Origin of the sequence: Achromobacter sp. UBA5777 (assembly GCF_002418565.1) — a bacterium.
Taxonomy (GTDB): domain Bacteria; phylum Pseudomonadota; class Gammaproteobacteria; order Burkholderiales; family Burkholderiaceae_B; genus Achromobacter; species Achromobacter animicus.
This window is the reverse complement of the sequence record NZ_DIEJ01000035.1, coordinates 1-20,924: the sequence shown is the minus strand read 5'-3', so window position 1 is coordinate 20,924 and position 20,924 is coordinate 1. Positions and strand designations below refer to the sequence as shown.

Below are 20,924 nucleotides of genomic sequence, written 5' to 3'. Positions count from 1 at the left end.
GGTGCCCTGCGCGCCGCCGGAAAGAACAAGAGGGAGTTTCACTAAATGCACTCACCCCCCATCACCGGAAAGACCCGCGCCATCGTCGCGCCCAATGCGACAGACGCTTACGTGCAAAAGCAGCAGCCCAAGCCTTGCATCGTGATCCTGATTCACGGGGTCAACGATCTGGCGGGTGCTTACGACGACCTGGAAACCGGGATCTGCACGGGGTTGAACGAACGTCTGGACCATCTGTTCACCAAGCGGGGCGAGCGCAGTCCGGCTGCGCTCAATCCGGCCCTCTACACATCTCCGAAGGACGATGACGGGAAAGCGCCGAATCCCGATGCGGTGTACTACCGTCGCCGACCGACGGCGGGCAAGCAGGGCGGTCATTCGCGCAGTGTGGTGATTCCTTTCTATTGGGGCTTTCGAGAAGAGGAAGGCAGAATCCAGAAGCACACTCCCCATGGCGAATGGCTGGACCGCTTCGGCAACCGGTTGGACAAGACCGGGACAAAGGAAGGTGGCTTTTTTGCCAATGCCACAACGACTCTGCCGGACATGTTTGGCCGTGGATTTTCCGGCAAGGTGGCGGGGCTGCCGGCAAATTTGATGTTTGGATCTCCCGACCATCCGCTGTTTCCGGCGCCGTCGCGGCGTTACATGGTGCTGGCGGCGCAACGGCTGGCGATGTTGGTCCGGATCATCCGTGCCTATCGGCATCCCGATGGCCGCTCGGGCGAAGACGACACCATCAATGTGGTCGGGCATAGCCAGGGCAATCTCATCACAATGCTGGCCAATGCCATGCTCCACGATGAAGGTTTGCGGCCTATCGATGGTTTTGTCATGATGAGCCCGCCCTACAGCCTGGCGGAAACATTCTTCGAGCGCAGAGAGCTGGCCGAAGCCCAGCAGACGACGCCGGCGCGCGTAAAGACGCTCAGCAACATCGTCAACCTTATCGGCCGAAGTCCCCATCAGACGCCGTCCTTGGCAGATATGACCGATGCCAGCAAGGATAGCTGCATCGGCGGCCTTCGCTGGACGGGGCAGCAATGTGAAACCTCGATCGATGGGAAGGCGATCACATTTGCAGAGCGAGACAACCGAGGTGGCGTGTTTCTGTACTTCTCGCCGCAGGATCAGACGGTCGGGATGGCAAACATTCAGGGGATTGGCTGGCAGGGGGTGGGGCAAGCCGCAAGCTATAACGCCTTTATCCCGGAAACGTCTGCGACGAGGCCATACAACCCGGCCTACCAGACGAGTGCGGATGACATCGACTACCGCAAGATACTGGTTCCCGCGCTGTCAGCGCTTGGCGGTCGCTTCTTCCAGCGCGTTTTCACGACGCGCGAACGCGATGGCAAAGGTGAGGAGGTCGGGCGTCCCCCTTCCTATCTGTACACGCTGTTGGGGCAGCGGGGCGCAGGGAAGGGCGAGCGCACCTGGGAAGGCACCGAACTCGGTTCCGGACGCGCGACGGTCGCGAACGCCAACTTCTCAATAGGCCAGACCGTCACCATTCAGGCGCCCGCCTTGCCGGTTCCATTCCTGCCGGATTTTGTTGGGGGCGGCACGACGCTGGATCGCCAAGGGGCCCGGGGCATCAAGCCTGTATGGACCGCTACCGACCCCATCGACGCGTCGATCTCCATCACAAACGGTGGCATCGGTGTCCACACTATGCGCGTGATGACGCTTTCGACGGACAGTCTGCGCGGCCCGGCGCTGCAGCGGGCGCTGGAGGAAAAGGCGACTGACCTGAATGACCTGAGCCGCAATCCCTATCTGGATGAGGAGAACAGCGAGTGGGCTGCCGATTGGCATCGCGTCGCGCACGTCAAGCCGTTGGGGCATGGGCGGTACAACGCCGTGTTCGAGGAGACGCCGAACCAGGCACGGAGGCGGATGATGGATGCGCCGGCTGGCAGCAACGAAGCAATCTCGTTTCACTCCGCCATTCCAATGAGCGCCATGCACAGCCGGCGCGCGGTGGCGTATGACCTGGCCATCGGGCAGGCCTGCAGCATTGACGATGAAGTGTTTTATGCCTATTTATGCAGGGTGGCGGATTGGCGGCTTAGCTGGAAAAAGAACTACAGAGACGGTCGAGATGAGACCGCGTTGAATTCGAGTGAAGTTGACCAGCCCAATAATGCGCTTGTCGCACTATATAGGGCCGAAAACGAAATCAATAAGCGCTTGATCGATGCGACTGATCTATATCGCAGCAACCGGCTGCCGGAGCAGAATGCTGCCGGAATTGCGGGGTCGGCCGGTGGAGGATTTCTCCCGGGGAGCACCCTAAGCGCACCCATCCCAATTCTGGTCGTGAGTGAGACCGTCAGCGAGCGCGAGCGTAGCGTGCACACCGTGTCCGGAAAGCCTGGAGCATATCGATGAGGCGGCTATCGAACTGCGCGAGCATGCTCGCACTCCTGGCAGTGGTCAGCGGAGCCGCTTTTGCAGCCGACATCCCTGCACATCCACTGGCCGCCATCTCTTGTCCATTACCGCCTATCGACAGACCTAGGCAACCTATTCCTGCTGACACGCTACCGTCGGGTACTCATATGTATTTCAACGCTCCGATTACGTCTCCACGCCTTGAGACCCTAGATGTCGTTCGTGTGGGAGTCAGCATTGATGTCTTCCGACAAGGTCAGGTCTGGGCTCAGTTGCAGGAACAAAACGCGAGCCAGCCCAACACGTTGCATCTTGGATCGGCTCTGCCAATGGACCCCTGGGACTATCCAATCGATGCAACGCTCAAAGACATGGCCTGGCAACAGCGAATTTCCAACGCGACCGAGCTCGCGCTGAGAAGCTTCCCGGAGCGCTGGCGAATTCCCGCCATAACGGTAGTGCGAGGCTATAACCCCAATGCGGAACGTCTGCGGCTATTTCCCGAGGAAGCAGCCAAAATGTTGAACGATATGGCCAGCCTGGAGCTCGGAGACGCGGGGCTGCACTGGCACCGGATTACACAGTTAAAGAACGGCGTCATCTGCAACGACACACCAGAAGCCGTGATCGAGGCAGTCTTTGGCGTCTTCGAGCAGAACCCTGACATGCCAGCGCTATTGCTGTATGTCGTCGAGGGCTACAACATGGCTCGCATCTTGATGAGTCACGGCGAGAAGCCTATTGGCCTCGGCACGGGCCCCCGCCAACCAGGCGAGCTGACTGATAGCGTGGTGGCGCTGGTCGTCGCCCGCCCCGAACGCATCGGCTGGCTGCGCGAGTTCGCCAAGTACACGCAGTCCAAGCCCGACTCCATTGACCCGGCGTTTACCGGTTGGGAGCGTACGCCGCCACATGCCTTCAAGCCCAGCCCGTTTTTCCCCACCCCGATCACGCAACGCGGCTTCAAGCAGTGGGATCGCCTGAAGGTGCTGGCGCGGTTGCATCGGCCGGTGACGGTTTCCTTGCATCAGGACGGAAAGAGCTCGATCCCGCTCAAGGGCGCTTCACGCGATAGGGCGCTTGCCGACGGCTGGGATCAGGCGGTTTCGGCGCTGGGCGCGGCACCTGCGCGGGCATTCTTCGACACGGGAAAACCGTCTGGCGCTATCGCCGAACTGGCCCCGGCGTTGCATGCGGCTCAGCATCCGGTGGATCTGCTCGACTCGGCTCAAAGTTATGACCTGACCCAGCGGCTGGGTGACACGGGCGCTGCATCGCCGTTTGTCGGATTGGCGCTGGCCACGATGGCAAGCTACCTCAACGCCGATAGCAGCGTGGTGGTGCCGTTGCGCCGCACGGACCGTGCAACCTTCATCGCCATTAGCCCGCCATCGCCAGGAAAGCAGCCTGATGACGACCCGTTTGACGTGGCGTTGCGGCCTCAGCACGCGCCGATGTCTGAAGCGCCTTCTCCGGAGTTCAAGGCCTGGCACGGTCAACAAGTCAATGATTATCAGCGGGCGCAGGAGCGAAGCGCGCCGCGCTATCGAGACCCGGCGGTGGTCGCTCGGGAGCAGCGCATGCTCGATGACTTTATTGCGGGGCTTCCCGGCGGCGGCCCATTGGGTCCGAAGACCAACTAGGTCCAGTAGAAGGAGGCGTAGCGATGCCCAACGTTATTCGCAAGGGCGACAGCACCGATCATGGCGGCGTGGTGCTGGAGGGCTTTGAACACACCAACTTCAACGGGAGGCCGTTGGCCGGTGTGGGGCACAAGGTTTCGTGCCCCAGGTGCAATGGCGTCTTCGCCATCGCAGAGGGAAGTGCCGCTTACAAAATAGGTGGTATCCCTACTGCGCTGGAGGGGATGAAGACCACATGCGGAGCAAGCCTGATTGCTAGTACGTCGACCGGCAAAGTCAGTTGCTGACATGCAGGCTTGCGGTCTCTCGGTGGGTGTGGCGGACGCCATGGCTGGGAGCTTTCGTAATCCTCGACGGCGCAGTCCAGGATGCTAAAGCGCCGAAACGTCGAGCATCGCCCCATGCCGAACCACCCGCTTCGCCACATCCCCACCCACCCAATACGCCAGCTCCGCCGGATGCGTGATCTCCCAAGCCACAAAATCCGCCACCTTCCCCACCTCCAGCGTCCCGTGCGTCGCTGACAACCCCAACGCCCTCGCCCCATTCAGCGTCACCCCGGCCAGCGCCTCTTCCGGCGTCATCCTGAACAACGTACACGCCATGCTCAGCATCAACCGCAACGACAGCACCGGCGACGTCCCCGGATTCAGATCCGTCGAAATCGCGATCGGCACGCCGTGCTGGCGCAGCAGATCCACCGGCGGCAACTGCGTCTCCCGCAGCGCATAGAACGCGCCTGGCAACAGCACCGCCATCGTCCCCGCCTTGGCCATTGCCAGCACATCGGATTCGGTCAGATATTCCAGATGATCGGCAGACAGCGCCCCATATCGCGCCGCCAGACTCGCGCCATGCAGCGAGGACAGTTGTTCCGCATGCAGTTTCACGGGCAGGTTCAGCCGGGCGGCTGCCTGAAACACCCGTTCCACCTGCGCCGGCGTGAATGCCAGGTGTTCGCAAAAGGCATCCACGGCATCGACCAGGTCCTCGGCCGCCAGCGCCGGCAGCATGGTCAGCGCAACTTCGTCGATGTATGCATCCGGACGTCCTGCGAACTCCGGCGGCAGCGCGTGCGCGGCCAGGCAGGTTGCCCGCACGGTCAGCGGCAGCGTCTGACCCAGGTGCCTTGCCACGCGCAGCATCTTGCGTTCATTCTCCAGATCAAGTCCGTATCCCGATTTGATCTCCAACGTCGTGACGCCATCACGCAGCAAATGCAGCGCACGGCGATGGGCGCTGGCGAACAGTTCGTCTTCGGTTGCTGCGCGTGTGGCGCGTACGGTGCTGGCGATGCCGCCGCCTTGGGCTGCAATAGTGGCGTAGTCGACCCCTTGCAGGCGCTGTTCGAACTCGCGGCTGCGGTCGCCGCCGAATACCAGGTGGGTGTGGCAATCGACGAGGCCGGGCGTGACCCACGCGCCGCCAAGATCATGGACGTGCGCGGCATCGACGGCGGGCAGTTCGGAAGCCGGGCCGATCCATTCGATGCGATCGGCGCGGGTCACGATGGCCGCGTTGTTGATTACGGAATAGGTGCCGCCGGCCATCGTGGCGGCGTGGCAATGTCGCCAGACCTGTCTCATGCATTTCTCCTTGGTGCAGGCGCCGGCCAAACACATGCGCCGGCGCCGCGTCGTTCAATCCGAATCCTGGGGCGCGGGCACCGGCTGCCGTTCCGTCGGGCGCTTGGGATGTACCCAGAAGCGATAGGCCAGGCAAAGCAGCGCGATCCAGACCGCGCCCACGCCGAGCGCCGCCTGTGTACTTGGGAAGTAGCCCAGGACCGCAATCACGAAGGCCATGAAGGCAATCGCCATCAAAGGGGCAGCGGGCCAGAGCGGGACGGGGAACTTCAACTGCGAGATTTCCTCCGGGCTCATCTTGCGGCGCATCGCCACCTGCGACAGCAGGATCATCAGCCACACCCACACCGTGGCGAACGTGGCGATGGAGGCGATCAGCAAGAAAACATCTTCCGGGATCAGATAATTCAGCAGTACGCCCAAGAGCAGCGCCACCGTCATTACCACCACCGTCATCCACGGCACGCCATTGGCCGATACCGAGGCAAAGCCGCGCGGCGCCTGGCCTTGCTGGGCCATGCCGAACAGCATGCGGCCCGCGCCGAAGATGTCGCTGTTGATGGCGGATACGGCCGCCGAGATCACGACGATGTTCAGGATGGTGGCGGCGGAGCTGATGCCGAGGCTGTCGAAGATCTGCACGAAGGGACTGCCTTGGCTGCCGATCTGCGTCCACGGGAAGATCGACATCAGCACGAACAGCGTCAGCACGTAGAACAGCAGGATGCGCATGGGCACCGCGTTGATGGCGCGGGGAAGGGTGCGTCCGGGGTCCTTGGCTTCGCCGGCGGTGATGCCGATGATCTCGATGCCGCCAAAGGCGAACACTACTACGGCCAGCGATGCAATCAGCCCGCCCACGCCGTTGGGCATGAAGCCGCCGTGCTCCCACAGGTTGTGCACGCCGGTTGCAACGCTGTCCGCGCCCATCCCCATGCCGAACAGCATGATGCCCAGGCCGCCGGCGATCATCGCGAGGATGGCGCCTACCTTCAGCAGCGACAGCCAGAACTCCAGTTCGCCGAATACCTTCACGGAAAGCAGGTTGATAGCGCCGATGAAGAAGACGATGGACAGGACCCAGATCCATCGGGGCACGTCGGGATACCAGAACCCCATGTACAGGCCGAACGCGGTGATGTCGGCCAGACAGACAATGATCATCTCGAACGCATAGGTCCAACCGGTCAGGAAGCCAGCCAGCGGCCCCAGGTATTGCGTGGCGTAGTGGCCGAACGACCCGGACACCGGGTTGCGCACCGCCATCTCACCCAGGGCGCGCATGACCATATAGACGGCGGCGCCGGCGACCAGGTAGGCAAGCAGCACCGAGGGGCCGGCCGCCTGGATTGCCTTGGCCGACCCATAGAAAAGGCCCGTGCCGATGGCCGAGCCCAATGCCATGAAGCGGATGTGGCGGGCGTTCAGCCCGCGTTTGAGGGTCTGCGCTTCTGCCGGTGTGTCTGACTGCGAGGATGCTTGCATTGTTGTCTCTCTCGGTTCCTTGGTCGATCTCGCGTGGAACGCCGCGCAGCTGCCTTCTGATGGGCCCGTACGCGCGGCGAGGCAATGACGGCCGGATGCTTCCGGCCGGGGTGGCAGCGTCAGAGGCTGGGCAGCAGACCGGCCGGCATCAGGCCGTTCATGACTTGCGCGGCGATCAGGCCGCTGGCCGCTGCGATGTCGGGCGCGAAGAAGCGGTCTTCTTCGTAGTGGGGCACTTTCTCGCGTAGCGCGCGGCGCGCGGCTTCAAGCTGCGGCGACGTCTTGAGCCCTGCGCGGAAGTCCAGGCCCTGGCAAGCGCCCAGCCATTCGATGGCCAGGATGTCGCGGACGTTGTCGGCCATGGCCCATAGCCGCTTGCCCGCGTTGGGCGCCATCGACACATGGTCTTCCTGGTTGGCCGACGTGGGCATGCTGTCCACGCTGGCCGGATGCGCCAGTGCCTTGTTGTCGCTTGCCAGTGCCGCCGCCGTCACCTGGGCGATCATGAAACCCGAGTTGACGCCGCCCTTGCGCACCAGGAATGGCGGCAACTGCGACATGTGCTTGTCCATCATCAGCGCGATGCGCCGTTCGGCCAGGGCGCCGATTTCGGCGAGCGCCAGCGCCAGGTTGTCGGCGACCAGCGCCACGGGTTCGGCATGGAAGTTGCCGCCGGAGATGACGTCGCCTTGCTCGACGAACACGAGCGGGTTGTCGGACACGGCGTTCGATTCGATTTCCAGTACCTGCGCGGCGTGGCGGATCTGCGTGAGGCAGGCGCCCATCACCTGGGGCTGGCAGCGCAGCGAGTAGGGGTCCTGCACCTTTCCGCAATCGGCGTGGGAGTGGCCGACTTCGCTGTCGTCGCCCAAAAGGCTGCGGTAGACGGCGGCGACGTCGATCTGTCCAAGCTGCCCGCGCGCGGCGTGGATGCGGGCGTCGAAGGGGGCGCGCGAGCCCAGCATGGCCTCGACGCTCAGGCTGCCGCACACCAGACCTGCCGCCATCATGTCTTCCGCTTCGAACAGGCCGCGCAGCGCGAACGCGGTGGACACCTGGGTGCCGTTCAAGAGGGCCAGCCCTTCCTTGGCGGCCAGCGTGAGCGGCGCGAGGCGCGCGCGCGCCAGCGCCTCACGCGCGGGCAGCCATTCGCCTTGGTAGCGTGCCTGGCTTTCGCCCAGCAGGACCATCGACATGTGCGCGAGCGGGGCCAGGTCGCCCGAGGCGCCCACCGAACCCTTGAGCGGAATGTGCGGGTACACGCCCGCGTTGACCAGCGCGATCAGGCTGTCGATGACATGGCGGCGCACGCCGGAATAACCGCGAGCCAGGCTGTTGATCTTGAGCACCATGATGAGCCGCACCATGGCGTCGTCCAGCGCCTCGCCCACGCCGGCTGCATGCGAGCGGACCAGCGAGGTCTGCAACGCCTGCAGGTCTTCGCGCGCGATCTTGGTCGAGGCCAACAGGCCAAAGCCCGTATTGATGCCGTAGACGGTGCGGCCTTCGGCGATGATGCGTTCAACCGTGGCCACGCTGGCGTCGATGCCCCGCGCGGCGCCCGGATCCAGCGTCAGGCTAACGGGCTGCTGATAGGCGCGCCGCAGGTCGGCCAGCGTCAAGCGGCCCGGTTTCACATGCAATTCCATTCCTCTTTCTCCTACGCCGGTGATCCGGCTGCTTGCTATCGTTGTCATGCCGTCTGTTGCGCGGGCCAGTCCATCGCGAGGCTGCGCCGCGCGGGTATCAGCGCTTGCCGGTCACCATGGGCAGGTTCAAGCCGTGTTCGTGTGCGCAGTCGATGGCGATCTGGTAGCCGGCATCCGCGTGCCGCATCACGCCCGTGGCAGGGTCGTTGGTCAGCACACGGGCGATGCGCTCGGCGGCGGCATCGGTGCCGTCGCACACGATGACCATGCCGGCGTGCTGCGAGAAGCCCATGCCGACGCCGCCGCCGTGGTGCAGTGACACCCACGTCGCGCCGCTGGCGGTGTTGAGCAGGGCGTTGAGCAGCGGCCAATCGGACACGGCGTCCGAGCCGTCGCGCATGGATTCGGTTTCGCGGTTGGGGCTGGCGACCGAGCCGGAATCGAGGTGGTCGCGTCCAATGACGATGGGCGCCGACAGTTCGCCCGACCGCACCATTTCGTTGAACGCCAGGCCCAGTTTGGCGCGCTCGCCCAGGCCGACCCAGCAGATGCGCGCGGGCAGGCCCTGGAAGCTGATGCGCTCGCGGGCCATGTTGAGCCAATGATGCAGGTGGGCGTCGTCGGGAATCAGTTCCTTGACCTTGGCGTCGGTCTTGTAGATGTCTTGCGGGTCGCCGGACAGCGCAGCCCAACGGAAGGGGCCCACACCCCGGCAGAAAAGCGGACGGATGTAGGCCGGAACGAAGCCGGGAAAGTCGAACGCGTCGGCGACGCCCTCTTCCTTGGCCATCTGGCGGATGTTGTTGCCGTAGTCGAAGGTGGGGACGCCCTGGCGCTGGAAAGCCAGCATGGCTTGAACGTGCACGGCCATGGATTGCTTGGCGGCCTTGATGACCGCCGCCGGCTCGCGCTGCGCACGGTCGCGGTATTCCTGCCACGACCAGCCGGCGGGCAGGTAGCCGTTCAAGGGGTCGTGCGCGCTGGTCTGGTCGGTGACCATGTCGGGCTTGACGCCGCGGCGCACGAGTTCGGGCAGGATCTCGGCGGCGTTGCCGCACAGCGCGATGGACACGGCGCGGCCGGCCTGCGTGTGTTTGGCGATGCGGGCCAGCGCGTCGTCCAGGTTGGCTGCCTGTTCGTCCACGTAGCGGGTGCGAAGGCGGAAGTCGATGCGGCTTTGCTGGCATTCGATGTTCAGGGAGCACGCGCCGGCCAGGGTGGCGGCCAGCGGCTGCGCGCCGCCCATGCCGCCCAGGCCGGCGGTCAGCACCCAGCGCCCGGACAGGTTGCCGCCGTAATGCTGGCGGCCGGCTTCGACAAAGGTTTCGTACGTGCCTTGGACGATGCCCTGGCTGCCGATGTAGATCCAGCTGCCCGCGGTCATCTGGCCGTACATGGCCAGGCCCTTGGCGTCCAGTTCGTTGAAGTGTTCCCAGGTGGCCCAGTGCGGGACAAGGTTGGAGTTGGCGATCAGGACACGCGGCGCGTTGGCGTGTGTCTTGAAAACACCTACCGGCTTGCCCGATTGCACGAGCAGGGTTTCGTCGTCGTTCAGGGCCTTGAGCGATTCAACGATCTTGTCGTAGCAATCCCAGTCGCGGGCCGCGCGGCCGATGCCGCCGTAGACGACGAGCTCGTTCGGGTTTTCGGCCACATCGGGGTCGAGGTTGTTCATCAGCATGCGCAAGGGCGCTTCGGTCAGCCAGCTTTTGGTGTTGAGCTGGCTGCCGCGCGGGGCGCGGATGACGGCGTCGCGGAATCGGGGGGATGGGTTCAAGTGAAGTCTCCTGGATCGGGTCAAGGCGCGCTGTGATCCAGCGCCAAGGTGAGCAGATCTTAAGACGACTATGGTTGTATATACAATAGCAGATGACTGATTTTGAACTGAGGGATTACCCCAATGAAAAATGCCGAAACCTGTGAGATTTCGGCATGGGAAAAGTCATGCGGGAGGGCGCCGCACGGGCGCGTTGCAGTTCAGTCGGACGCGACTCGTCGCGTCATAGGTACAGCGTGCGGAAAGCGGTGAACGTCACGTTGTGAACTTGCCTTCCAGCCGGTGGCGTGAACCCGGATGGATCAGGCGGGCCAGTGTCACCGCGCGGTCGCCGGACCAGGTGCGCCGGCGGATCAGCAGGCAGGGTTCTTCGCGGTCGATCTGCAGCAACTGGCATTCGCGCGGCTTGGCGAGAATGGCTTCGACCACGTGCTCGCCCGCGCTCAACGGCGCCACGCGGGTCAGGTATTCGTACGGCGTGCTTTGCGTGAAGTCCTGCTGCAGGTAGTCGGGCGCCAGACGGACATTGACGTAGCGGTCTTCAAGCTGGATGGGTACGTCGTCTTCGTAGTGGACGATCAGTGAATGGAACACCGGCTGGCCTGCGCGGATGTCCAACGCCTGAGCTTGCTCGGCGCCGGCCGGTTCTTCGGCCAGCCGCACGACACGGCTGTGGTGGCGGTGGTTGCGCGCCGCGATTTCGTCGGCAATGTTGTTCACGGCGAACAGCGCCGAGCGCGCCTTGGGCTGCGCGACGAACGTGCCGACGCCTTGCATCCGCACCAGCAGGCCTTCGGCGGTCAGTTCGCGCAGCGCGCGGTTGATCGTCATGCGGCTGAATCCCAGTTCATCGACCAGCTCGGCTTCGGACGGCACGCGGTAATGCGCAGGCCAGGCGCCGCTGCGGATCTGCTGCGCGATCATCTGCTTGACCTGCGCGTACAGCGGGGCGGGCAGGGCATTGGCCGGGACGGGCAAACGGGGGGGAGAAGCGGCCACGGGCGGGATCCTGGGAGTGCGACACGTAAGCAAGGAAAAATGCGGTTCCTAGTATAGACAGGTACACATCGCTTGCGAACGGCCGCGCCGCTATCCCGTCATCACGCCATTTTTCACAGCCAGAATATGCGCCATCACGCTCACCGCGATTTCGGCCGGCGTCTTGCTGCCGATGTGCAGTCCGACTGGCGAGTGCAGCCGCTGCATGGATGCTTCGGTTTCGTCCAGGTGCTCGATGAACCGTTGCCGGCGGCTGGCGGCGTTACGGCGCGAGCCGATGGCGCCGACGTAGAAGGCGGGACTATGCAGCGCTTCCAGCAGCGCCATGTCGTCAAGTTTGGGGTCATGGCTGAGCGCCACGATGCACGTGCGGGAATCCGGGTTCAGCGCGCGCACTGCGTCGTCGGGCATTTCGGTGGTGAATGCCACGCCCTCGACGGACCATGTGCCCAGATGCTCGATGCGCGGATCGCACACGGTGACCGCAAAATCATTGAACAGCGCCATGGTGGCGACGTACTCGGCCAGCGAGCCTGCGCCGATCAGCAACAGTCTGTACTGCGGGCCTAGCGTGCTGGACAGGGTGACGCCATCGAAATGCAGGGCCTCCGGCGCCGAGGCATCGCTCAGCGTGACAGCGCCGCTGGCGCAATCGACCGTCCGCTGTACGAGCTGGCCGGCCTCGAGCCGGCGGACCAGTTCATTCAGCATTCCGCCGTCCGGTCCAAATTCCAGAAGCAGTTCAAGCGTCCCGCCGCAAAGCAGTCCGAACCGGTGCGCCTCGTCGGCGGTGACGCCGTAGCGGACGAGTTCGGGCGCCGATTGCGGAATGCTTCCGTCGCCGTAAGCCCGCGTGTAGCGGTGGATCAGGTCGTCCTCGATGCAGCCGCCGGACACCGAGCCGATGCAACGGCCGTCCTCGCGCAGCACCATCATGGATCCCACGGGCCGCGGCGACGAGCCCCACGTCTTGACGACCGTGGCCAGCATCATGCGATGGCCGGCCTCCTGCCAGTCGCGCGCCGCGCTCAGCACGCGGACATCAACGCTTTCCATGGGCGTGCTCCCTGCGGATCAATAAGGCGTTCATGGCGGAGGGCCCTGATTCTGTCATAGGTTGGTTTTCCGCTTATGCCAGCTTGCGGACCGGCAGGGTACGGATCCGCTTGCCCGTCGCAGCGAAGATCGCGTTGCACAGCGCGGGGGCGACGGGCGGCACTGGCGGTTCGCCCACGCCGCCCGGCGGCAGCGCGTGGTCGTCGTTGACCAGATGCGTGCGGATCATGCGCGGCGAGGCGTTGTGCCGCAGCACCTCGTAGTCGTGGAAGTTGCTTTGCTTGACGCGGCCTTTTTCAAAGGTGATCTCGCTGGTCAGCGCCAGGCTCAGCCCCATGATGGCGCCGCCTTCCATCTGCGCGCGGATGCGTTCGGGGTTGATCTGCGGGCCGCAGTCCATCGCCATGTCCACGGCGACGACGCGGATCTCGCCCTTGTCGTCCACCGCCACCTCGACCACCGTGGCGGTGTAGCTCATGAAGCTGTAGCAGAAGGCCAGCCCCAGCCCATGCCCCTTCGGCAATGTGCGGCCCCAGCCCGCGCCTTTGCACGCGGCCTCGATCACCCCGCGCAGGCGGCCGGTGTCGTAGGGGTAGCGTTCAGGCGATTCGGTGTAGTTCCACGTGTCAGCCAACGTGCCGGGATCGATCTGGCGCGCGGGGCCAATGAGTTCCAGCGCGAATGCCTGAGGATCCTTGCCCGCGCGATGCGCGAGTTCGTCGATGAAGCACTGGGCCGCGAAGGCATGCGGAATGTTGGCGACGGATCGGAACCAGCCGATGCGCGCATGGGCTTCGACTTCGGCGGTTTCCACGCGCACATTCGGAATGCGATAGGGCATGTTGATCGCCGACATGGCGGACTCGAACATCTGCTGCCCCTTGGCGCCTTGCGCAAACAACGACGCGATGGTGGGGGAGGCGCTGCGGTGCAGCCAGGACTGGACCTGCCCCTGCGTGTTCATGACGGCTTCCAGGCGCTCGACCGAGACCGTGTGCAGGTAGTCGTGATGGATGTCGTCTTCGCGGGTCCAGACCAGCTTGACCGGCGTGCCTTCGGGCATGGCGCGGGCGACGATGGCCGCTTCGTCCACAAAATCGGGCTTGGACTTGCGGCCGAAACCGCCGCCCAGCAGCAGCACGTTGACCTTGACGTTGGCGGGCTCCAGCTTCAGGCGCGCGGCCATGGCATCCCGGGCAGCGACCGGATTCTGGATGGACGTCCAGACCTCGGCGCGATCGCCCTGGATTTGCACGGTAGCGACGGGCGGCTCCATCGACGCGTGGGCCAGGTGCGGGACGTAGTACTCCGCGGACACGCGCTCGGCTTCCGGCGCGTTGGCCCAGGCATTCGCGGCGTCGCCCTGGTTGCGCATCGTCTTGCCGGGCGCGCGCGCCGCCGCCTGCAGCGTCTGCTGGTAGGCGGCGGAGTCATAGTCGCCGTTCGGGCCGTCGTCCCATTCGATCTGCAACGCGTCGCGCCCCTGGCGGGCGGCCCAGGTGTTGCGCGCCACGACCGCCACGCCGCCCAGCGGCTGGAAGGCGGGCGCCCCTTGCATGGCGGGAATTTCAACGACCTTCAGCACGCCGGGCACGGCGAGCGCCTTGGCGCTGTCGACGCGCCGCACCCGGCCGCCCACGACGGGCGGGCGCGCAACGACGGCGTAGACCATGCCGGGCAGGCGCATGTCCATGCCGTAGATCGCCTGGCCTTTGCCGATGGCTTCAAGGTCGACCAGGCGCACCTGATCCTTGCCGATGTAGCGGAATTCGGACCGGGCCTTGAGTTTGAGGGCGTTGCCCGCAGGCACGGGCTGCTTGGCCGCGTCCGCCGCCAGGTCGCCATACGAAAGACGGCGGCCGCTCGGCCCATGCAGCACTTCGTGCTGTTCGGCTTTGACCTCGGCAATGGGCACGGACCACCGCGCCGCCGCGGCCGCTTCGAGCATCTGCCGGGCGGCCGCGCCCACACGCCGCATCGGCATCAGGAAATGGCGCATGCTGCGCGAACCGTCGACGTTCTGGTTGCCGTAGCGGGACTCGTCGGCGGGGGCCTGCACGACCTTCACGCGTTCCCAGCGTGCTTCCATTTCGTCGGCCACCACCATCGGCAGGCTGGTGCGCACGCCGGTGCCCATCTCGGCACGGTGCGCCACGATGGTGACGGCGCCATCGGCAGCAATGCTGACGAAGACGAGCGGATCGTCCACGGTGCCGCCGGGCATGCTGTCGGCGCCGTATGCTTTGGCAGCCGGCTCGGCGGCCACCGCCGCGGTGACCCATCCCTTTGCGGTGACGGCGAGCGTAAGTACGCCCAGGCTGCCCTGCAGGAAGGCGCGGCGCGAATGCTGAACGGCGGCGGTCATTGCTTGCCTCCTTGGGCGAGGCGGGCTGCGGCCTGCTGAATGGCCGCGAGGATCCGCGGGTACGTGCCGCAGCGGCAGATGTTGCCGCTCATGGCGTCCGCGATCTGTTGTTCGGTTGGGTTGGGAGTCGCCTTCAACAGGCTTACCGCCGTCATGATCTGGCCGGCCTGGCAATAGCCGCATTGCGCGACGTTGTTGCTGATCCAGGACGCTTGCACCGCCTGGCCGACCGGATCGGCTTCCATGCCTTCGATGGTCGAGAGCTGGCGGCCAGAGGCCGCAGACACGGGTGTCAAACAGGAGCGCACGGGCGTGCCGTCGATATGCACCGTACAGGCGCCGCACAAGGCCATGCCGCATCCGAATTTGGTGCCGGTCATGCCCAGTTCATCGCGCAGGACCCATAGGATCGGCATTTCGTCTGGGACGTTGACGTCCTTGGTCTGGCCGTTGATTTGCAATTGCGTCATGAAGGGAGTCCTGGGGGAGGGCACGACAAGCCTGCCTTGCCTCGGGTGGCGGGATCTGTTCTTAAGTCCCGGATTTTGCCCAAAAAATTCCCGGTTGGTTCATTAAGGGGACTAATTTGACAGTGTTGAGGGCTGGTCATGGCTGCGCGGGAACCGGCCCTTGCCGTCACTTGCCGGCTTGCACCAGCAATTGGCGGTCCAGCGCGTCCGTTGCGCGGCGGGCCGCCTGCGCGTCGACGTGTGACGCCAGCACCTGGGCGAGTTGGCGCAGTTGCGGCGCCGTCAGACCCGCGTTCATGCTGATCCGCATGTGCGATTGCAGTTGCGATTCGACGCCCGTCAGTGCGGCCAGCATGCTGACCGTCGCAATTTCGCGGCTTTGCCAGTCCAGGTTGTCGCGCTCGAAGATGTCGCCAAAGAGGTGCGTGCGCAGGTATTCGTTGGCGACGGGAGCGAAGTCGAACAAGGGGCCCTGGACCGGGCCGCCGGATAGCTTGGTCTGATTGGCCGTTCCGGCGGCCAGCAGCGCGTCGCCCTGCGGGATCGGCCGGGCGGGCTCGGCGCCGGGCGCGTCCTGGATGCCGCGTTGCTGGCGGGCCTGCGTCACCTTCATCAGTTCGGACAGAGCATTGAGGCTGCGCGGAAAGCCGGCGTAGGCGTATAGCTGCACCAGCACCTCTTTGGCGTCGCTGACCGTCAATCCGGCATCCAGACCTTGCTCAAGCGCGGCATTCAGCCGCGCGATGTCGCCGGCTGCCGCAAACGCGGCAATGGGCACGATTGCCGCCTGGCGTGCGGACAGCGAGTCCGAGGCCTGCGTCGCCGTATGTGTCTTGTCTGTCACGTTGGAGGCTCCTTGCGCGTGGGCGGGCAGGGCGATCACTGCGGCCAGGCCAAAGGCAGCGGCAAGCGCGCGATTGCGAAATTGTGTTATCCGCGCTTTAACGCGAGGCGTATTGTTCATCGCTGACCTTCTCCATCCAGGTGACGTTCTTGCCATCGACCGACGGCGTGACGGCCAGGTGCGTCATCGCGGTGCCAGGTGTGGCGCCGTGCCAGTGCTTGACGCCAGGCGGGCAGTGGATCACGTCGCCCGGCCGGATTTCTTGCACGGGCTTGCCCCATTCCTGGGTCAGTCCGACGCCCGACGTCACCACAAGCCGCTGTCCGGCGGGGTGCGTGTGCCAGGCTGATCGTGCCCCGGGCTCGAAGGTCACAAGTGCGCCCGAAGCGTTGACGTCCTCATCGGCCGCCCACACGGGATCGATGCGCGCGCGGCCCGCGAAGTAGTCATGCGGACCGGCGATGGACGCCTGCGCGCCCGCGCGTGTGATCTGCTGCGCCGCTGGGGAGGCGGTGGGCTGCGGTTCCCCGGCTTGCGCCGCCGCCGTCTGGACGAGCGCGGCGCAGACCGCGATCTTGCTTACGTGTTTTTGCATGCTTTTCTGCCTCTGTTCGTTGGGCGGCGGCGCTGTTTGCCGCGCGCCACGTCGGGTTTGGCGGGGCGCCGACCCGCCATCGGCGCCCACCCGTCGCACTGTATGATCCGGCGGATTAGATGAGAAGATCGCAAAATACGTATTCCCTGGTGCACGGAATTCACCAATGCCCAAAGAGAACCTCAACGATCTGCATGCCTTCATGGCCGTGGCGCAGACCCGCAGCTTCACCCGCGCTGCGGCCCAGCTTGGCTTGTCGCGGTCTGCGCTCAGCCACGCCATGCTGGCGCTGGAAGCACGCTTGGGCGTGCGGTTGCTCACCCGGACGACCCGCAGCGTTTCACCTACTGAAGCCGGCGCCCGGCTGCTGAGTGTGCTGAGTCCCCGGCTGAGCGAAATACAGCAGGAGCTGGAGTCGCTGACCGCGATGCGCGACAAGCCCGCGGGCACGGTACGCATCACCGCGCATGACCACGCGATCGTGACGGCGCTGTGGCCGCGCCTGTTGCCGCTTTTGCGGGAGTACCCGGACGTGCAAATCGAATTCAGCGTGGACTACGCGATGACCGACATCGCCGCGCAACGTTTCGACGCGGGAGTTCGCGTGGGCAACCGCGTGGACAAGGACATGATCGCCGTGCGCATCGCGCCCGACCTGCGCATGGCGGTCGCCGCGTCGCCGGGCTATCTGGCCGGCAGATCACTGCCCGCCACGCCGCAGGAACTGACGGAGCACTGTTGCGTGAACCTGCGGCTGCCCACGCACGGCGGCCTGTACGCCTGGGACTTCGAAAAGGATGGACGCGCGCTGAGCGTGCGCGTGAACGGGCAGACCGTGTTCAACAATACGTTCCTGATGCTGCAGGCGGCGCTCGATGGCATGGGCCTGGCTTATGTGCCCTATGACCTGGTCAAACCGCACATCGAAGCGGGCCGGCTGGCGCCCGTGCTGGAGGATTGGTGGCCGGTGTTTCCGGGCTATCACCTTTACTACGCAAATCGCCGGCAGCTCTCGCCGGCGTTGGCGCTGGTCATCGAGGCGCTGCGGTATCGCGCGGCTTCGCTGGACGGCGGCGGATCAGCGGGCGCGTGAGGGGAGCGGGCCTGAGGACATGCACTGGTAAGCCGCGCGTCTGCTACCACTTAACACGTCTTTCCCCGCGCGCCTTTGCTATAAAAGCGGCTATAGCGTTTCTGTAGGGCCGGGAAAATGTCGATATTCACGATCAGCCGCTGCGGCGCGGCGTTGTTTTTTGTCGCGCTGGTGGCGGGTTGCTCTTCCAGCAAGCCGACGGCTGAGGAAAAGGCCAGCATGGCGGCCACCACGCCCGCCCGGTCCAACGACGAGTGCAAGGCCAATCGCAAGAAGTGCCTGCACGAAGGGTCCTACGATGTCGGCGAGCGGGATTACGCCGAAGACGAAGCCAAGCGCCTGAACCTCGCCGAGTCCCAGCGTCTGCGGCGCCTGTTCGGCAAGTAAACTCCGTCATCCTCTCCCTTCCGCAGAATCGTTGTCCATGACCCGCAAGCCGCTCGCCATCATTCAGATGGGCCGCCCGCCCGAAGACTTGCGGCAGGCGCAAGGCGAACAATCCGACTGGATGCTGGCCGCGCTTGAGAACCCGGGCCTGCCGGTGCGGGTCTTCAAGCCCCACGACGACGAACCCTTGCCCGCTTGGAATGACGTGTCCGGCGCGGTGCTGACGGGATCGTGGTCCATGGTGACGGATCGTGAGCCCTGGAGCGAGCGGACGGCCGAATGGCTGCGCGGCGCGCATGGCGCGCAGTTGCCGCTATTGGGCATCTGCTACGGCCATCAGCTGATGGCGCACGCGCTGGGCGGCGTCGTCGACTTTCATCCGCAGGGCCGCGAGATCGGCCAGCATGCCATCGACCTCTGCGCGGACGTTGGCGACGATGCATTGCTTGGCGCGTTGCCGCGGCGTTTTCTGGCCAATCTGACGCATGAGCAAAGCGTGTTGATGCCGCCGCCGGGCGCCGAAGTGCTTGCCCGTTCGCGGCACGATCCGCATCAGGTCCTGCGATATGGGCCGAACGCGTGGTCGGTGCAATTCCATCCCGAGTTCTCGCCGACGCTGATGTCGGCGTGCCTGTCGCGCCGCGCGCCGGTGTTTGAGGCGGAGGGCCACGACGTGGCGGCGATGGTGGCGGGCCTTGTCCCCACGCACGATGCGCGCCAATTGCTGCGCACGTTTGCGCGCATACTGTCTTCATAGCATACGCACATGACACGCCTGCCGGCGTGGTCGATGTGCGCGCCGCTGTCGGCGTCGCGCCACAAAAAAGCGATTATTTCCATTTCTTGCTGCGAAATCGCTTGTGTCCCCAGAACTGACACATTGCGTCCCTAGAATCCGTTCCTGCCATGCGCCGTGTGCATCACTGTGCCGCCTGCTATGCGGGTCTGGCCACATGCGCATGTCTGTTCACATCAATGGGAATCTGTAATGAAAAAGACTCTGTTCGCCACCGCCATCTTTGCCGCGTTGTCCGGCATGGCGCAGGCGGAAACCTCGGTGACGCTGTACGGCTTGATCGATACGGGCGTGGGCTATCAGCGGATCAAGGGCGATGGCTACCATGAATCCAAGGTCGGCATGAGCAACGGCGTCTCCAGCGGTTCGCGCTGGGGCCTGCGCGGTTCGGAAGACCTGGGCGACGGCCTCTCCGCCGTGTTCACGCTGGAAAGCGGCTTCAACTCGGCCAACGGCCAGTCGGGCCAGAGCAGCCGCCTGTTCGGCCGCCAAGCCACCATCGGCCTGAAGAGCTCGTCGTGGGGTCTGCTGGAATTCGGCCGCCAGACCAACATCGCTTCCAAGTATTTGGGCGCGATCGATCCGTTCGGCGCCAGCTACGGCCAAGCCAACATCGGCAACGCGTTCAGCGCCGCCAACACCGTCCGCTACGACAACATGGTCCAGTACTCGACCCCGTCGTTCGGCGGGTTCCAGGCTGGCGTCGGCTACTCGTTCAACATCGCCGACACGACCGCTGCGCAGACCGGCTTCCGCACGGCTGACAACACCCGCGCCATCACCGCTGGCGTGCGTTACGTGAACGGCCCGCTGAACGTCGCCCTGACGTACGACCAACTGAACCCGGCCACCCAGCTGGACAACGACGCAACGCCCAAGGCATGGAGCATCGGCGCTTCGTACGACTTTGAAGTCGTGAAGCTGGCGGCCGCCTTCGGTCAGACGCGTGACGGCTGGTTCACCGGCCAAAGCATCAACGCCTTCGGCAGCGGCAGCCCCGAGGCCAAGAGCTTCAGCTCGAACGTTGGCGTCGAAGACTTCAAGGCCAATTCGTACATGGTCGGCGTGACCGTTCCGCTTGGCGCCAGCACCATTCTGGCTTCGTGGCAACGTGCCGATCCGGACAGCGATCTGCTGACCGGTGGCGATTCGGCCATGAACGTGTACAGCATCGGCTACACGTACAACCTGTCCAAGCGTACGAACCTGTACGCGCTGGGCTCCTACGCCACGGACTTCGCGTTCATCGACGGCGTGAAGAGCACGGTGGGTATGGTCGGTGTCCGTCATCGCTTCTAAGCGGCAGACGTGATGAGCGGCGCGCGCCCGGCGCGCGCCGCTTGCGCCCTGCACCGCGGTTGCACTGAGCGGATTGGGCGTCTTACCCGGCCACAGACGCGAAAAAAGCGGCCACCTCCCTAGCTCCACTCCCAGTCCGCTCACCCGAACTCCGATCATGGCAATTTGAAGGCCCGCGCATGCTTGCGCGGGCTTCGTCATTTGCGGATGCCGGATTGCGTAGCATTTTGGATCACCCTGCCGACCGTCATCGCCTGAGGGCAGGGTGAGTGTCGTTGTAGTATTGAGCGCTCAGCCTAATCATCGGATAGCTATGCACACGCACAACGCACGGCTCGCAGAAATGACATTGGCGTTGACGCTGGCCATGGCCACGGGCGCCTCTGCGCAGGCACAGAATGTTCAGCCGGGGGATGCGGCGGCAGCAGGCGGAGCGCCTGCGGCGGCTTCACCTGCGGCTAAGCCGCCAGCAGCGGCAGCGCC

Annotated in this window: 17 protein-coding genes; 7 read left to right on the top strand and 10 right to left on the bottom strand. The window is 64.7% G+C overall.

The genetic code is table 11. The features are described 5' to 3' along the window. Nucleotides 1-45: 45 nt before the first annotated feature. The 3 genes from B3446_RS02310 to B3446_RS02300 all read left to right on the top strand — a co-directional run bounded on the left by B3446_RS02310 (nt 46) and on the right by B3446_RS02300 (nt 4,327). The gene (locus B3446_RS02310) at nt 46-2,394 is read left to right on the top strand and encodes a T6SS effector phospholipase Tle3 domain-containing protein (RefSeq protein ID WP_291377147.1); all 2,349 of its coding nucleotides are present in this window, start codon (nt 46-48) and stop codon (nt 2,392-2,394) included. Nucleotides 2,395-2,564: 170 nt separating this feature from the next. Beyond that, entirely contained in the window at nt 2,565-4,040 is a 1,476-nt protein-coding gene (locus B3446_RS02305) for a type VI lipase adapter Tla3 domain-containing protein (protein ID WP_291377145.1), read from the top strand. A gap of 23 nt (nt 4,041-4,063) precedes the next feature. After that, nucleotides 4,064-4,327 carry a PAAR domain-containing protein gene (locus tag B3446_RS02300; protein WP_291377143.1) on the top strand — a complete coding sequence of 88 codons (264 nt, stop codon included), beginning with the start codon at nt 4,064-4,066 and terminating at the stop codon, nt 4,325-4,327. A gap of 84 nt (nt 4,328-4,411) precedes the next feature. Here the strand turns inward: B3446_RS02300 and hutI are convergent, their stop codons facing one another. The 10 genes from hutI to B3446_RS02250 all read right to left on the bottom strand — a co-directional run bounded on the left by hutI (nt 4,412) and on the right by B3446_RS02250 (nt 16,866). Next, nucleotides 4,412-5,626 (bottom strand): imidazolonepropionase, encoded by a 1,215-nt coding sequence (gene hutI / locus B3446_RS02295; RefSeq protein ID WP_291377141.1) that lies wholly within the window; start codon nt 5,624-5,626, stop codon nt 4,412-4,414. Between the two features lie 54 nt (nt 5,627-5,680). After that, nucleotides 5,681-7,111 (bottom strand): amino acid permease, encoded by a 1,431-nt coding sequence (locus B3446_RS02290; protein ID WP_291377139.1) that lies wholly within the window; start codon nt 7,109-7,111, stop codon nt 5,681-5,683. 119 nt (nt 7,112-7,230) lie between these two features. Next, nucleotides 7,231-8,760 carry a histidine ammonia-lyase gene (hutH, locus tag B3446_RS02285; protein ID WP_291377138.1) on the bottom strand — a complete coding sequence of 510 codons (1,530 nt, stop codon included), beginning with the start codon at nt 8,758-8,760 and terminating at the stop codon, nt 7,231-7,233. Between the two features lie 97 nt (nt 8,761-8,857). After that, a complete protein-coding gene (gene hutU / locus B3446_RS02280) occupies nt 8,858-10,537 on the bottom strand; it encodes a urocanate hydratase (protein ID WP_291377136.1) in 1,680 nt (559 codons plus the stop codon). A gap of 255 nt (nt 10,538-10,792) precedes the next feature. After that, nucleotides 10,793-11,536, bottom strand: coding sequence for a histidine utilization repressor (hutC, locus tag B3446_RS02275; RefSeq protein WP_291377134.1), 744 nt, complete (start codon nt 11,534-11,536; stop codon nt 10,793-10,795). A gap of 90 nt (nt 11,537-11,626) precedes the next feature. Continuing rightward, nucleotides 11,627-12,592: an XdhC family protein gene (locus B3446_RS02270; protein ID WP_291377132.1), complete on the bottom strand. Its 966-nt coding sequence runs from the start codon at nt 12,590-12,592 to the stop codon at nt 11,627-11,629. A gap of 73 nt (nt 12,593-12,665) precedes the next feature. Next, nucleotides 12,666-14,957 (bottom strand): xanthine dehydrogenase family protein molybdopterin-binding subunit, encoded by a 2,292-nt coding sequence (locus tag B3446_RS02265; protein WP_291377129.1) that lies wholly within the window; start codon nt 14,955-14,957, stop codon nt 12,666-12,668. Beyond that, nucleotides 14,954-15,427, bottom strand: coding sequence for a (2Fe-2S)-binding protein (locus B3446_RS02260; protein WP_291377127.1), 474 nt, complete (start codon nt 15,425-15,427; stop codon nt 14,954-14,956). Before B3446_RS02260 ends, B3446_RS02265 begins: the two co-directional genes overlap by 4 nt. Nucleotides 15,428-15,593: 166 nt before the next feature. Next, nucleotides 15,594-16,391 (bottom strand): carboxymuconolactone decarboxylase family protein, encoded by a 798-nt coding sequence (locus B3446_RS02255; protein WP_291377125.1) that lies wholly within the window; start codon nt 16,389-16,391, stop codon nt 15,594-15,596. Beyond that, nucleotides 16,369-16,866, bottom strand: coding sequence for a (R)-mandelonitrile lyase (locus B3446_RS02250; protein WP_291377124.1), 498 nt, complete (start codon nt 16,864-16,866; stop codon nt 16,369-16,371). The genes B3446_RS02255 and B3446_RS02250 overlap by 23 nt, the downstream gene beginning before the upstream one ends. A 166-nt stretch (nt 16,867-17,032) precedes the next feature. Here B3446_RS02250 and B3446_RS02245 point away from each other — a divergent pair, with 166 nt between their 5' ends. The 4 genes from B3446_RS02245 to B3446_RS02230 all read left to right on the top strand — a co-directional run bounded on the left by B3446_RS02245 (nt 17,033) and on the right by B3446_RS02230 (nt 20,441). Then, complete coding sequence (locus tag B3446_RS02245) at nt 17,033-17,959, top strand: LysR family transcriptional regulator (protein WP_291377122.1); 927 nt, start codon at nt 17,033-17,035, stop codon at nt 17,957-17,959. A 117-nt stretch (nt 17,960-18,076) separates the two neighbouring features. Further along, on the top strand, nt 18,077-18,346 hold the full coding sequence (locus B3446_RS02240; protein WP_291377120.1) for a hypothetical protein: 270 nt from the start codon (nt 18,077-18,079) through the stop codon (nt 18,344-18,346). A 37-nt stretch (nt 18,347-18,383) separates the two neighbouring features. Further along, on the top strand, nt 18,384-19,103 hold the full coding sequence (locus B3446_RS02235; RefSeq protein WP_291377118.1) for a glutamine amidotransferase: 720 nt from the start codon (nt 18,384-18,386) through the stop codon (nt 19,101-19,103). 231 nt (nt 19,104-19,334) lie between these two features. Then, nucleotides 19,335-20,441 carry a porin gene (locus B3446_RS02230; RefSeq protein WP_291377117.1) on the top strand — a complete coding sequence of 369 codons (1,107 nt, stop codon included), beginning with the start codon at nt 19,335-19,337 and terminating at the stop codon, nt 20,439-20,441. The last annotated feature ends 483 nt before the right edge of the window (nt 20,442-20,924 follow it).